At 55.4% G+C, this 14487-nt stretch carries 7 protein-coding genes and 3 rRNA genes; 8 read left to right on the forward strand and 2 right to left on the reverse strand.

Features of this window, described 5'->3' with window-relative positions; genetic code table 11:
- Positions 1–115 precede the first annotated feature (115 nt).
- The 5 genes from WJ35_RS11290 to rrf all read left to right on the forward strand — a co-directional run bounded on the left by WJ35_RS11290 (position 116) and on the right by rrf (position 7214).
- On the forward strand, positions 116–1201 hold the full coding sequence (locus WJ35_RS11290) for a catalase family peroxidase (RefSeq protein WP_069239169.1): 1086 nt from the start codon (positions 116–118) through the stop codon (positions 1199–1201).
- Positions 1198–1731, forward strand: coding sequence for a cytochrome b (locus WJ35_RS11295; protein ID WP_069239170.1), 534 nt, complete (start codon positions 1198–1200; stop codon positions 1729–1731). Before WJ35_RS11290 ends, WJ35_RS11295 begins: the two co-directional genes overlap by 4 nt.
- Before the next feature lie 401 nt (positions 1732–2132).
- A 16S ribosomal RNA gene (locus WJ35_RS11300) occupies positions 2133–3665 on the forward strand.
- 399 nt (positions 3666–4064) lie between these two features.
- A 23S ribosomal RNA gene (locus tag WJ35_RS11305) occupies positions 4065–6946 on the forward strand.
- A gap of 155 nt (positions 6947–7101) precedes the next feature.
- A 5S ribosomal RNA gene (rrf, locus tag WJ35_RS11310) occupies positions 7102–7214 on the forward strand.
- The 16S, 23S and 5S rRNA genes sit together here, the layout of an rRNA operon.
- A gap of 261 nt (positions 7215–7475) precedes the next feature.
- Here the strand turns inward: rrf and WJ35_RS11315 are convergent.
- Both WJ35_RS11315 and WJ35_RS32095 read right to left on the reverse strand, forming a co-directional pair.
- On the reverse strand, positions 7476–7757 hold the full coding sequence (locus WJ35_RS11315; RefSeq protein WP_069239171.1) for a hypothetical protein: 282 nt from the start codon (positions 7755–7757) through the stop codon (positions 7476–7478).
- A gap of 497 nt (positions 7758–8254) precedes the next feature.
- Entirely contained in the window at positions 8255–8533 is a 279-nt protein-coding gene (locus WJ35_RS32095) for a hypothetical protein (protein ID WP_124260315.1), read from the reverse strand.
- 158 nt (positions 8534–8691) lie between these two features.
- On the opposite strand from WJ35_RS32095, the gene WJ35_RS11320 reads away from it, so the two are divergent.
- Genes WJ35_RS11320 through WJ35_RS29950 form a run of 3 tightly spaced genes read left to right on the forward strand, consistent with a single transcriptional unit; the run spans position 8692 to position 14478 of the window.
- Positions 8692–11472 (forward strand): type VI secretion system Vgr family protein, encoded by a 2781-nt coding sequence (locus WJ35_RS11320; RefSeq protein WP_069239172.1) that lies wholly within the window; start codon positions 8692–8694, stop codon positions 11470–11472.
- Between the two features lie 37 nt (positions 11473–11509).
- Complete coding sequence (locus tag WJ35_RS29945; RefSeq protein ID WP_080484289.1) at positions 11510–13441, forward strand: esterase/lipase family protein; 1932 nt, start codon at positions 11510–11512, stop codon at positions 13439–13441.
- Positions 13435–14478 (forward strand): T6SS immunity protein Tli4 family protein, encoded by a 1044-nt coding sequence (locus WJ35_RS29950; RefSeq protein ID WP_224056255.1) that lies wholly within the window; start codon positions 13435–13437, stop codon positions 14476–14478. The genes WJ35_RS29945 and WJ35_RS29950 overlap by 7 nt, the downstream gene beginning before the upstream one ends.
- Positions 14479–14487: the final 9 nt, after the last annotated feature.

The raw sequence follows: 14487 nt of genomic DNA on the forward strand, positions 1-14487 counted from the left end.
CGCCGCCCGGCACCGCTTATTCCATCAGCATACGAAAAATTGTTTCGTGGAATAAAGCGACGCGGGCGGCGTCCTATTCCCGTTCGACAATGATCAGACGATCGGGAGTGCATCCATGAAGCAATCTTCTTCTTCGCCGCCGCGCGAGCCTGGGCGCGGATGGTGGCGCTGGGCCGTGATCGGCGGCGCGGCGGCCGGCGTGGCGGCGGCGTTCGGGTATGTCGGCGGGTGGCTCGCGCCGGCGCGGTTGACGCCGCAAAAGCTCGTCGATGCGCTGCAGGCGAACGGTGGCCTGCATCCCGGGTACCGGCGCAATCACGCGAAGGGCGTGTGCGTGACCGGGTACTTCGACGGGAATGGCGCGGCGAGTGCGTATTCGACCGCACCCTTTTTCAAGGCGGTGAGGACGCCGGTGGTCGGACGGTTCGCGTTGCCGGGCGGGAATCCGTATGCGCCGGACAGCAGCGTGCCGATCCGCAGCATGGCGTTGCGGCTCACCGCGCCGGATGGGGAGCAATGGCGGACCGGGATGAACAGCATGCCGGTGTTTCCGGTGGCGACGCCGGAAGCGTTCTACGAGCAGCTGCTCGCGACCGCGCCCGACCCGGCGACGGGCAAGCCGGATCCGGCGAAGCTCAAGGCGTTCTTCGATGCGCATCCGGAGACGGCCGCGTTTCGCGCGTGGGTGAAGGGGGCGAAGCCGAGTGCGAGTTACGTCACCGAAAGCTATTACGGGCTGAACGCGTTCTACTTCGTCGACGCCGCCGGCCAGCGGCACGCGGTGAGATGGCGCGTCGTGCCCGAGCAGACGGCCGGCGCCGCGGACGTCGCGACGGCGGCCGATCCGAACGTGCTGCAGCAGGACGTCACGCGCCGCATCGCTGGCGGTGCGCAGAAGTGGAAGATGCTCGTCACCTTGGCCGAACCCGGCGATCCGGTGGACGACGCGACGAAGGCCTGGCCCGCGCAACGGACGACGATCGATGCGGGGACGCTGGTGCTCGATCGCGTGGCGAAGCAGGACAGCGGGCCGTGCCGGGATGTGAATTACGACCCGACGGTGCTGCCGGAAGGGATTCAGGCTTCGGGGGATCCGTTGCTGGCGGCGAGGTCGGCGGCGTATGCGGATTCGTATCTGCGCAGGACAAGTGAAGAGGCCGGCGTGGCCGGGGCGGCGCGATTGACTGCGGAGGGACGATGATGAACGGAACGACGACGTTTGGCTTGCCGGCGAGGGTGCTGCATTGGGTGATGGCCGCGATGATTTTGTCGATGCTGTTTATCGGGGTGGGGATGGTGGCGTCGGTTTCGCGGCGACACGATTTCCTGGTGGCGTTGCACAAGCCGTTGGGGATCGCCGTGCTGGTGCTGGTGTGCGTGCGCATCGCGGTGCGGCTGTCGACGAAAGCGCCGGCGCTGCCGGAGGATATGCCGGGGTGGCAGAAGGTTGCGGCGCTTGGGTCGCATCTCGCGCTCTACGCGCTGATGATCGCGATGCCGTTGATCGGGTGGGCAATGCTCTCCGCCGGCGGGTATCCGGTGACGCTCGGGGGCGGGGTGCAATTGCCGGCGCTGGTCTCGGCGGATCCGGCGACCTTCGCATGGCTGCGGGTCGCGCATCGGGTGTTGGCTTACCTGTTCTTCGTCACGTTCGTCGCGCACTTCGCGGCGGCGCTCTATCACGGGCTGATCCGGCGCGACGGGGTGGTGAGGGCGATGGTTGGGCGTTGACTGGCGCGGGTTGCGCGCGATGCGGCGGGGCTGTCGGCGGCGCTCAAGGGCGCCGCCGCTGTCTCGATTTGACGGCTGCGGAAGGCTGCTCAACGGACCCCGCCGCACCGCTTGTCAAAAAATTTTCAAAAAGTGCTTGACGCCGATGCAGGGGAAAACCATAATTCGGCCTCTCTTGATTGAGACGCGAAACAAACGAGACGTTTGAAACGCGACGTTCTTTAAAAATTAACAGCCGATAAGTGTGGGCGCTTGATGGAAGCGGGCTGATCTTCGGATCAGAAAGCGAAAGTATCAAGAGTCTCACACTAAAGTAAGTCAGGTTTATGAAGAGATTCATATACCTGTCAGCTTTGAGTGAGCGACCGGTTCTTAACGGAACCGAAAACAGTAACAGGTTTAAACTGAAGAGTTTGATCCTGGCTCAGATTGAACGCTGGCGGCATGCCTTACACATGCAAGTCGAACGGCAGCACGGGTGCTTGCACCTGGTGGCGAGTGGCGAACGGGTGAGTAATACATCGGAACATGTCCTGTAGTGGGGGATAGCCCGGCGAAAGCCGGATTAATACCGCATACGATCTATGGATGAAAGCGGGGGACCTTCGGGCCTCGCGCTATAGGGTTGGCCGATGGCTGATTAGCTAGTTGGTGGGGTAAAGGCCTACCAAGGCGACGATCAGTAGCTGGTCTGAGAGGACGACCAGCCACACTGGGACTGAGACACGGCCCAGACTCCTACGGGAGGCAGCAGTGGGGAATTTTGGACAATGGGCGAAAGCCTGATCCAGCAATGCCGCGTGTGTGAAGAAGGCCTTCGGGTTGTAAAGCACTTTTGTCCGGAAAGAAATCCTTGGCTCTAATACAGTCGGGGGATGACGGTACCGGAAGAATAAGCACCGGCTAACTACGTGCCAGCAGCCGCGGTAATACGTAGGGTGCAAGCGTTAATCGGAATTACTGGGCGTAAAGCGTGCGCAGGCGGTTTGCTAAGACCGATGTGAAATCCCCGGGCTCAACCTGGGAACTGCATTGGTGACTGGCAGGCTAGAGTATGGCAGAGGGGGGTAGAATTCCACGTGTAGCAGTGAAATGCGTAGAGATGTGGAGGAATACCGATGGCGAAGGCAGCCCCCTGGGCCAATACTGACGCTCATGCACGAAAGCGTGGGGAGCAAACAGGATTAGATACCCTGGTAGTCCACGCCCTAAACGATGTCAACTAGTTGTTGGGGATTCATTTCCTTAGTAACGTAGCTAACGCGTGAAGTTGACCGCCTGGGGAGTACGGTCGCAAGATTAAAACTCAAAGGAATTGACGGGGACCCGCACAAGCGGTGGATGATGTGGATTAATTCGATGCAACGCGAAAAACCTTACCTACCCTTGACATGGTCGGAATCCTGAAGAGATTCGGGAGTGCTCGAAAGAGAACCGGCGCACAGGTGCTGCATGGCTGTCGTCAGCTCGTGTCGTGAGATGTTGGGTTAAGTCCCGCAACGAGCGCAACCCTTGTCCTTAGTTGCTACGCAAGAGCACTCTAAGGAGACTGCCGGTGACAAACCGGAGGAAGGTGGGGATGACGTCAAGTCCTCATGGCCCTTATGGGTAGGGCTTCACACGTCATACAATGGTCGGAACAGAGGGTTGCCAACCCGCGAGGGGGAGCTAATCCCAGAAAACCGATCGTAGTCCGGATTGCACTCTGCAACTCGAGTGCATGAAGCTGGAATCGCTAGTAATCGCGGATCAGCATGCCGCGGTGAATACGTTCCCGGGTCTTGTACACACCGCCCGTCACACCATGGGAGTGGGTTTTACCAGAAGTGGCTAGTCTAACCGCAAGGAGGACGGTCACCACGGTAGGATTCATGACTGGGGTGAAGTCGTAACAAGGTAGCCGTATCGGAAGGTGCGGCTGGATCACCTCCTTTCCAGAGCTTCTCGCAAAGTTGAGCGCTCACGCTTATCGGCTGTTGGTTTAGAAAGAAAGACTGTCTGTTGGCGGTTTTATCGGTTATAATACCGGCCGCTTTCGATAATCTTCAATGAAAAATATTCGAACGGTGTTTCGTTCGAGTCTTTCTCATTGGCGATTGAGCCAGTCAGAGTGATATGAGTAACACCATATCGGCTGTCGTTCTTTAACAATCTGGAAGAAGTAAGTAATTTGGATAGCGGAAGCGTCTCGAGATGGACGTGAAAGCTATCCGGGTTGTGATTGTATCGATGTATCTCAAGATGATTCGAACTTCATGTTCGACTCAATTGGAATACGGCACAACGCGAGAACTCAACCTGTAGCGACTGTCGATGAGACAGACTCGTTATAGGGTCAAGCGAACAAGTGCATGTGGTGGATGCCTTGGCGATCACAGGCGATGAAGGACGCGGTAGCCTGCGAAAAGCTACGGGGAGCTGGCAAACGAGCTTTGATCCGTAGATGTCCGAATGGGGAAACCCGGCCCTTTTGGGTCATCCTGGACTGAATACATAGGTCCAGAGAAGCGAACGCGGTGAACTGAAACATCTAAGTAACCGCAGGAAAAGAAATCAACCGAGATTCCCAAAGTAGTGGCGAGCGAAATGGGATGAGCCTTGCACTCTTTATTTGTATTGTTAGCCGAACGCTCTGGAAAGTGCGGCCATAGCAGGTGATAGCCCTGTAGGCGAAAACAGTATGAAAGAACTAGGTGTGCGACAAGTAGGGCGGGACACGTGAAATCCTGTCTGAAGATGGGGGGACCATCCTCCAAGGCTAAATACTCGTGATCGACCGATAGTGAACCAGTACCGTGAGGGAAAGGCGAAAAGAACCCCGGGAGGGGAGTGAAATAGATCCTGAAACCGCATGCATACAAACAGTCGGAGCCTCGTAAGGGGTGACGGCGTACCTTTTGTATAATGGGTCAGCGACTTACGTTCAGTAGCAAGCTTAACCGTATAGGGCAGGCGTAGCGAAAGCGAGTCCGAATAGGGCGTTCAGTTGCTGGGCGTAGACCCGAAACCAGGTGATCTATCCATGGCCAGGATGAAGGTGCGGTAACACGTACTGGAGGTCCGAACCCACTAACGTTGAAAAGTTAGGGGATGAGCTGTGGATAGGGGTGAAAGGCTAAACAAACCTGGAAATAGCTGGTTCTCTCCGAAAACTATTTAGGTAGTGCCTCGTGTCTCACCTTCGGGGGTAGAGCACTGTCATGGTTGGGGGGTCTATTGCAGATTACCCCGCCATAGCAAACTCCGAATACCGAAGAGTGCAATCACGGGAGACAGACATCGGGTGCTAACGTCCGGTGTCAAGAGGGAAACAACCCAGACCGCCAGCTAAGGTCCCCAAATATAGCTAAGTGGGAAACGAAGTGGGAAGGCTAAAACAGTCAGGAGGTTGGCTTAGAAGCAGCCACCCTTTAAAGAAAGCGTAATAGCTCACTGATCGAGTCGTCCTGCGCGGAAGATGTAACGGGGCTAAGCTATATACCGAAGCTGCGGATGCGTGCTTTGCACGCATGGTAGGAGAGCGTTCCGTAAGCCTGCGAAGGTGCCTTGTAAAGGGTGCTGGAGGTATCGGAAGTGCGAATGCTGACATGAGTAGCGATAAAGGGGGTGAAAGGCCCCCTCGCCGTAAGCCCAAGGTTTCCTACGCAACGTTCATCGGCGTAGGGTGAGTCGGCCCCTAAGGCGAGGCAGAAATGCGTAGCTGATGGGAAGCAGGTCAATATTCCTGCACCATTGTTAGATGCGATGGGGGGACGGATCGCGGAAGGTTGTCCGGGTGTTGGAAGTCCCGGTCGCTGCATTGGAGAAGGCACTTAGGCAAATCCGGGTGCGTAATTCAAGGGTGTGGCGCGAGCTCCTTCGGGAGCGAAGCAATTGGAAGTGGTTCCAAGAAAAGCCTCTAAGCTTCAGTCTAACGATGACCGTACCGCAAACCGACACAGGTGGGCGAGATGAGTATTCTAAGGCGCTTGAGAGAACTCGGGAGAAGGAACTCGGCAAATTGGTACCGTAACTTCGGGATAAGGTACGCCCTTGTAGCTTGACTGGCCTGCGCCAGGAGGGTGAAGGGGTTGCAATAAACTGGTGGCTGCGACTGTTTAATAAAAACACAGCACTCTGCAAACACGAAAGTGGACGTATAGGGTGTGACGCCTGCCCGGTGCCGGAAGATTAAATGATGGGGTGCAAGCTCTTGATTGAAGTCCCGGTAAACGGCGGCCGTAACTATAACGGTCCTAAGGTAGCGAAATTCCTTGTCGGGTAAGTTCCGACCTGCACGAATGGCGTAACGATGGCCACACTGTCTCCTCCCGAGACTCAGCGAAGTTGAAGTGTTTGTGATGATGCAATCTACCCGCGGCTAGACGGAAAGACCCCATGAACCTTTACTGTAGCTTTGCATTGGACTTTGAACCGATCTGTGTAGGATAGGTGGGAGGCTATGAAACCGGAACGCTAGTTTCGGTGGAGCCGTCCTTGAAATACCACCCTGGTTTGTTTGAGGTTCTAACCTTGGCCCGTGATCCGGGTCGGGGACAGTGCATGGTAGGCAGTTTGACTGGGGCGGTCTCCTCCCAAAGCGTAACGGAGGAGTACGAAGGTACGCTAGGTACGGTCGGAAATCGTGCTGATAGTGCAATGGCATAAGCGTGCTTAACTGCGAGACCGACAAGTCGAGCAGGTGCGAAAGCAGGTCATAGTGATCCGGTGGTTCTGTATGGAAGGGCCATCGCTCAACGGATAAAAGGTACTCTGGGGATAACAGGCTGATACCGCCCAAGAGTTCATATCGACGGCGGTGTTTGGCACCTCGATGTCGGCTCATCTCATCCTGGGGCTGTAGCCGGTCCCAAGGGTATGGCTGTTCGCCATTTAAAGAGGTACGTGAGCTGGGTTTAAAACGTCGTGAGACAGTTTGGTCCCTATCTGCCGTGGGCGTTGGATATTTGAAGGGGGCTGCTCCTAGTACGAGAGGACCGGAGTGGACGAACCTCTGGTGTACCGGTTGTCACGCCAGTGGCATCGCCGGGTAGCTATGTTCGGAAGAGATAACCGCTGAAAGCATCTAAGCGGGAAACTCGCCTTAAGATGAGATATCCCTGGGGACTAGATCCCCTTGAAGGGTCGTTCGAGACCAGGACGTTGATAGGTCAGGTGTGTAAGCGCAGTAATGCGTTCAGCTAACTGATACTAATTGCCCGTAAGGCTTGATCCTATAACAAGTCTGCCTTGTAGATCGGCGCCGTGCGAAAGCACTGGCCGCGATCCAGAGCGACATGTTGGATTCTCGTGTGTGATACACACAACTCAAGATTACTGCTTCTTCCCAGATTGGTTCTGTTGGCCACGCCAGCAGAACAACCCTCTTTGCCTGATGACCATAGCGAGTCGGTCCCACCCCTTCCCATCCCGAACAGGACCGTGAAACGACTCTACGCCGATGATAGTGCGGATTCCCGTGTGAAAGTAGGTAATCGTCAGGCTCCCCTAAGCCAGGAACCCCCGCCCGATAAGGCGGGGGTTTTTGCATTTGTGGCCTCCGAAAAATCCGGCCACCGAAGATCATCAGCATCTATCTGTTGACCGTTGGTGTGACGGTTGTTGACGATGGCTGTCGAAAACTGCGCTGCTTTCCGCGCTCGGGAAGAGCGCATGGAGATGGTCTCTCCGGGGGCGGGCCGTTGCGGAGGCAGTGAGGGCCGCGTAACGCGGCCCTTGACCCTTTAGCGCTCGAATAGTCGCCGTCAATCCGGTTGATGGTAGGGCTGCTCGCGGAAATCGAGATCGCCATAGTGCGGCGTGATGTGCATTTGCCGGGTATCGTGGTTGATCTCGAAATAGACGCGGTCGCCCGGTTCGAATCCGAACAGCTTGAAGTGCGCATCGATGACGCTCATCCAAGGCATGTACGGCCAGCCTCTCCTGGGCCGGTCAGGCGTGCTGCGGAGGATCAGCTGAAGCATGGTGGTTGGGTCGCGCTGGGGCTTGCGTTTCTTAGGAAGCGATTTAATATTCGGGACAGCCATTTCCGACTCCTTGGTTGAGTTGGTTGTGGTCAGCGGGTCGTATGGGTGGCAGCCCATGCGGCCCGCGCTCTTACTGCTTTGCTTTCTCTCTTCAGCGGTTCTTCTGATCCGCTGTGTCTAGCAATGCGATCTTTTATATATCGCACGCCACGGATAGTTTAGTCCGCGGTGCATCTCATAAATCGATTTGGATGCTCAATAGCCACATGGCAGATGCGTAAAGAAGATTTTTGTCAAACGTAGAAAAACTTTCGTATCGGTCCAATGGTTCGCCAGTGACGCAGGTGATATGACTTCGCATATTTAATAAAATAGGCCGAAGCATAATGGAACGGTGCTATCTCAAGACGGCAGATCGTCAGCGCCGAAGTTCACGGCTCGGCTTGCGGGTCGACCGACGTTATTGCGGCCGCCGGCCACGGCGGCCGGATTCACTCATGGGAAGCACGCCGGTCTTGACGGTGACCTTTACGCTTGCCCTTGCCACCCGAGTCCTGTCATGCGGGCATCTCAGTGTATTCAATGAGGTTCACTCCGGCATGATCTGCCCCAACAAACGGGGCCAGCTTAAGCGGCGTTTCGCGATTCCGTCGGACGGTTAGGCTGAAGACTAATTCGCGATAACGGCCAACGGCATGGCTGAGATCCAAATGGTGCTTGTCGTTCGCGACGAACAATTGCTGAACCTCCGATTTCATTGCCTCCGCCCAGGTGCGGCTCACCGTATTTCTGACCATAGACTTGCTTTCGCGGATCGTGCCGGAACGTGAGTGCACGCTTCAATACATGGCAAGTCGTCAACTTCTATCAAGTCGAACCATATTTCTCAGACTTTGGATTAGAATCGCGCGAGCGACTGGGTGCCGTCGCAATGGCCGTCTGTCCTTTGTCACAGTGTGGACAGTCGAACCTGAGAGAAAGAAGGATAACGAAAATGGATATCAGATCGTCCGCACTCGGGGACTTGAAGTTGCGCGAGCTCTATGAGGCGATCAGCAACGGCGTTTTGCAGCAGGGCCGAGTGCTGATGCTGGATACGCCGCTCGGCAAGAATGCGCTGGTGCCGTTACGGGCGCGCGGATCGGCCAGAATCGGGCGCGACTATTCGTACACGATCGACGTTGCGTCGACGCGCGACGACACTGCGCTGCTGTCGCTGATGCATCAGCCCGTGACCTTGCAGATTCAGCAAGTCACTGCTCCCTTTGCGATTCCTGTCTATCGTCCGGTTCACGGCTTCGTGCATCGGGTCGCCTATTTGGGCGGTAATGGCGGCCTTTCGACATACCAGATCGAGTTTTCATCGGCGCTGGTCTTCCTTGAGAAAACCCATAACGAAGAAGGCTGGCTCGAGAAAGACGCCCGGGAGATCATTTCCGACGTGCTTGATCGGTATCCGCAGCTACGCGGACAGTACCGTTTCTCGCTGTTGTCCGATCCTGCCAAGCGTTCGTGGTGCCGGCAAAGCGAATCCGATCTTCACTTTGTGAACCGCTTGGCTGAGGCCGAGGGCTGGTACTTCTACTGGATCCATGAAAACGTTGCTGAAGGCGACGCTCCAAAGACGACGCTCGTTATCGTCGACCACGTCTCGACTCTCCCAGATGCCAAGGCAGTTGAGTTCATTCGGGCGAACGACAGCAACGAATCGGATGGCTTCGCCCATTGGGCAGGGGTGCAGACGATGCAGAGCACGCGCTACATATCGCGTGCATTTGATTACAAGCGGCCCGCGTCCGATTTTCAGGCTGAGAGTGCACTTGCCGCGACGAGCTATGTCGCGGAGGAGCGCCGCCAGAAAGTCGAGCGTAGCGTTCCTGATGTGCCGATGACCGTCTACGAATCGACGGCTTACGGCTATTCCAGTTCGGACACGGGCGAGGCGCGAGCTCGACGGCTGGTAGAAGTATGGGATGCGCGAGCAAGCCGATATTTTGGTGTCGGAGGCGTGCGCTGGCTCGATGCCGGTTCGCGGTTTGTGTTGAACGGACATCCCCGCCACGAAGGCGGTGATGCGAAGAAGCGAGAGTTTCTGGTGATCGAGGCACGTTGGTTCATCGAGAACAATGTGCCGATTGGCCAGCAGACGGCCGAGTTTCCGCAGAGCCTTCGCGCAACGCTGGCCGAGCAGCAGGCGATCCACAGTGAGCGCTTTAAGACGCCTGGACATGCTGCGGATGGTTCAGCCGGATTTTTCGTGATCGAAGTCGAGGCGCAACCCACGGCAGTCGAATACCGGAGTCCGCTGGATCATCCGAAGCCGATCATGTCGATCGAACACGCGCTTGTCGTGACGCCCGATGGCGCCGAAGCATGGACGAACGACCGGAATCAGATCAGGGTGCATTTCGCATGGGACCGCAAGAATCCACCAGACGCTTTCACCTCCTCGCCATTGCTGTCATCGCTTCAATCGGATACTGGGAACGGTTATGGAGCGGTTCATGTTCCGAGGGCGCGGGAATGGGTCATCGTCGGCTACTGGAACGGCGACTGTGACAAGCCGTTCGTATTAGGGCGTATCAACGGAGGCGCAACCCCATCGCCATGGCATTCAAACGCATTGTTGTCCGGGTTTAAGTCCGAGGGATTCGGAAAGACAGGAGCATACAACTCCTTTGTCCACGACGATTCCACTAATCAAGGCGGCACACGCCTGGTCAGCTACACCGGCAAGAGCTATGCGGCGCTGACGCAGGGCTACCTGATCAAGCATGAGGGCAACACGCGCGGGAAGTATCTGGGCGCCGGTTTCATCCTGCACGCCGACGAGTTCGGTGCAGTTCGCGCCAGCAAGGGATTGTCCATCAGTGCGCATTCGAAATCCTACGACGACGAACAGATGGGCGTGGATGAGGCGCGGTCGCAGTTGCAGCAGGCGGGGATGTTGGTCGAATCGCTATCTAGCGCAAGCACAACCGCTCAGGCGGAATCGCTGCAAACCGGACAGGATGCGCTAAAAGCGTTGTCGAAGGACATCCAGCACCCAGTGTCGGGCGATACGTCGGGTGGCGTGACTGCAGGTGGCGGTACCGGCAGCGCCAACGGATTTTCGCAGCCGAACATATTGGTATCGACGCCGAAGGACATCGCTTTGGTTGCGGACAACTCGACGCATATCGTGGCCGAGAAAGAGATCAACGTCGTCAGCAACGAGAACACGTATATGGCGACCGGCAAGTCGCTCGTCGTGGCGGCTGCGGAAAAGGTGAGCTTCTTCGCCCAGAAGCTCGGAGCGTTCTTTGTGACGGCTAAAGGTCCGATCAAACTGTCGGCCAACACGGATGACGTGAACGTCAATGCCGGTAAAGATGTGACCGTGAAGGCCAAGCGTATTGTGCTCGATGCCGATGAAATCATCATCAAGGCGGGCGGTTCGTACACCCGGTGGGTCGCTGCTGGCATTGAAGACGGCACGCAAGGTCCGCGCACGATCAAATCGGCGTCGCTCAGCCGTCAGGGGCCGAGCTCGATTGCGCAGCATATGAACAGTCTGCCGCAAGCCAAGTTCAACGATCCGTATGTGCTGCGAGATCGCCTCACGGGCGAGGTGCTGAAAAACCATCCGTATGAACTGATCCGCGGGGACGGTACACGCCTGACCGGGACGACAAACGAACTGGGCCATGTCGCCGAGCAAAAAAGCGATGACGTTGAATCACTGATGCTGCATGCATTGAGGCGAACCCCGGACGCGGGTGGCGATACTCAATAACATTGTCTGACAGATCTAAACATATTTTGCGAATGCTATGGGCACCAATCCGGTAGGTAATCCAAACGTAGTTTCGCCGTTCAATAACGACTTCGATCAGGATGTTGTGCAACTCATGGGGCACACGGCGCCTGACGGCTCGTCTTTCGGAAAATTTACGCTCACCCCCGCGAGTGATACGCGGCAAAAGGAGTTGCTGTGTGATGTCCGGCCCATCATCCCGGTGATTTTCATTCCGGGAGTAATGGGCACGCTGTTGGTCAACAAAAATACAGGCGACGAAATGTTTTTTCCGCCGAATGCGGATACTACAGGTTCGAAGGCAGCCGCAGCGCCTTGGTTATATGGTGCTTACCACCAAAATGCGGCCGAGCGCCAGACAAAATTCAATCCGTTAGAGGCGGCCGTCACTACGCTTGGCCCCATCAACGTCGGGGATGGAAAGACAATCAGTGAAGACGAAGCGCGGCGAAGAGGGTGGGGGTCAGTACATCGCTGGAGCTACCACCCGTTTCTTTTATGGCTCGAGCAGACGCTGAACTCGCCGAAGTTTTTTGGGAAAATACTCGGTCCGTGGATCACTCCTGATCCAACTGGCGAGAAGTGGGCGCTTCATCCGGTACTTGGGACTGATCCGAAGAAATACGGGGGCTTTGGTAACGGAGCACCTATCGAGGCTGATTCGACAAAATTTGATCATTTTACGAAATTCAGATATCGAGTGTATGCGATTGGATATAACTGGCTTCAATCGAATTCGGATTCCGCCAGGCAGGTGATTGAAAGTACAGATTATTTCAATCCAAAATCCAAGAAAAAAACACACTTGATGGGAATCAAGGAAATTATCGCAGAAAATCATAGCGGTAAGGCGATAATCGTAACTCATTCGATGGGCGGACTAGTGGCACGCATGGCAATTGCGATGCATGGTGCGGCGGATTTAATGCATGGGGTGTTTCATGGCGTGCAACCGGCGACTGGGGCACCATTGGCGGCGAAGCGATTTAGGGTGGGAGCGGAGACCGAGGGTCCTTCCACATTTATCACGCAAGACGGATATAAGAATGCTGCGTTGATGGGAAGAAATGAAAATGAGTTTGTTGCGGTGACGGCGAATGCGCCGGGGCCACTCGAACTGTTGCCGATGCCAGATTACAACAACGGTGAGCCATGGTGGATATTTGCAAGAATAAATGGAGATCCAGTTGTTAAACTGCCGAAAGCCGGTAATGCATATGATGACATATATACAAGCTCAAAATGGTATGGACTCGTTCCGGACGCGTCAATGCTAGATCCGGCTGGAATTGTTCAGGATAGGCTTAAAAAGAATAAAATTAATAAGACGGTCTTGGGAAATTTCAAAGACACGCTGTCTAAGGCGGTTGAGAATCAGAGAAATATTATCAACAAGTATCATGGTAATACGTATGCTGCCTATGCGAATGGAGCACTCGATCCTAAGCTGCAAGGCAGCCCGCCTGAAAAGAGCGCCGGAAAACAAACTATCGAGAAAGGAGAGGTGCTCGACAAGCTTTTGGCGTGGGGGAATGCAGTGTGGACCGGAAACATCCCAGCAGGGGTAACGGAAGAGGAGTTGCTTGCCGCTACTCCATTGTTTGATTCTCGTGATGGGATTTTGCGTATCCATCTGGAATCTCGCAAACTAACAATCGAGTTTCAAGTCCAGAGAACTGCATCGTTGCCCGGTGGCCCAAATCAGGATTTGGAAAAAAGTCGAAACGGTATCATTCCGGGAGACGGAACAGTGCCGGTCTGGTCAGCTCGTGCGCAGGCCCGTGGCCTTAAGCCGGGTGTGGGCGGCGGTCCGGCCGAAGGTGTACAGATGGTTTTCGAGCAAGGCGGGTATCAACATCAGTTTAGTTACGATCACCCGTGGACGCGTTGGTCGGTGCTCTATAGTATTGTGCAGATTGCCTGGAATGCACCGGAGCCGAAATGCTGAGACGTGTCGCTACTATTTCGTTAATTGTTGCAGGTATGTGTGCCTGCTCAGTTGTCTTCTCGGGGGAGTCGGCAGTGACTAATCCTTTGTTGTCCAAGTCGCGACCGTGGTGTGTCGGTCGCTTTGTCTTTGATCGCCCGGTGGCGAGCGAAATATCGAATCAATCATACGAATTTCGCGGTGAAAAGATTGATGTTAAACATAATTCTTCGGCAGCCGAATACGATTCGAAGGTAAAGCTCTTGAGCTCGAGGTTGAATGGTTCGCAGCGAGTAAATCCCGGAACTGGTGTCAAGATTAATCATTCGTGGTTGGAGAAGGAGTTGCGTCCACGAAATGATTCGGCGGTATTTGTCTATCAGGAATATTATTCAAAATCGGGGCTTGATTTCAAGACCGAGGGCTATTTGTTGGATGGTGGGAATCTTTTTCACACTGTTGGTGGAATTGGGGCAGAGGCGCTGGGACAGGCTGAGGAGATCTATAAGGACACGTACCGTCGAATTAAGAGCCGTGACAACTGGTCGGTACCGACAGAGTCAGGATTCTGTATTGATGGTGGAATCGTGACTGGTTCGTCGACCTACTCTGAGGAGGTTACCCAGTCGTTCGCATTGATGCCGGAAAGTCGCCCGGCACTGCTAGTGATTCAGATGCGCGATTCAGTTAGTCAAGACCGCGATCCTTCCGCCTCGCTCCTGAAGACCTTGCCTGATTTGCGTGCGAAATTGGATAGTATCGGTGCACACTACCGTATTTTGCGCCAAGGCCATCGCAAAGTCGCGGGCATCGAAGCGGAAGAAGTACTGTTTGAAGCTAAAGACGGAGGGGTTACCGAATACCGCTTCTCTTTGCTTGCCCCGGGTGACCCGAGTACGCTGGCGAAGCCACATACTTCGATTCAAATGATTCTCGGAGATATCAGTAGTCACGATATGCCGGCTGAAGAGCGAACCTCTCCGGTCGATGAAGCGCGGGCATTACAGGCGTGGGATACATTGCTGAACAGCTTGAGGCTGCGGCCCGGTGCGGTTTAAGGGGGGGCG

The sequence above is a fragment of the Burkholderia ubonensis genome (assembly GCF_001718695.1).
Classification (GTDB): domain Bacteria; phylum Pseudomonadota; class Gammaproteobacteria; order Burkholderiales; family Burkholderiaceae; genus Burkholderia; species Burkholderia ubonensis_B.

Excerpts from the sequence above, each read along its gene's own strand:
- WJ35_RS11290 (WP_069239169.1), top strand. The coding sequence starts at position 116 with ATGAAGCAATCTTCTTCTTCGCCGCCGCGCGAGCCTGGGCGCGGATGG.
- WJ35_RS11295 (WP_069239170.1), top strand. The coding sequence starts at position 1,198 with ATGATGAACGGAACGACGACGTTTGGCTTGCCGGCGAGGGTGCTGCAT.
- WJ35_RS11315 (WP_069239171.1), bottom strand. The coding sequence starts at position 7,757 with ATGGCTGTCCCGAATATTAAATCGCTTCCTAAGAAACGCAAGCCCCAG.
- WJ35_RS11320 (WP_069239172.1), top strand. The coding sequence starts at position 8,692 with ATGGATATCAGATCGTCCGCACTCGGGGACTTGAAGTTGCGCGAGCTC.
- WJ35_RS29945 (WP_080484289.1), top strand. The coding sequence starts at position 11,510 with ATGGGCACCAATCCGGTAGGTAATCCAAACGTAGTTTCGCCGTTCAAT.
- WJ35_RS29950 (WP_224056255.1), top strand. The coding sequence starts at position 13,435 with ATGCTGAGACGTGTCGCTACTATTTCGTTAATTGTTGCAGGTATGTGT.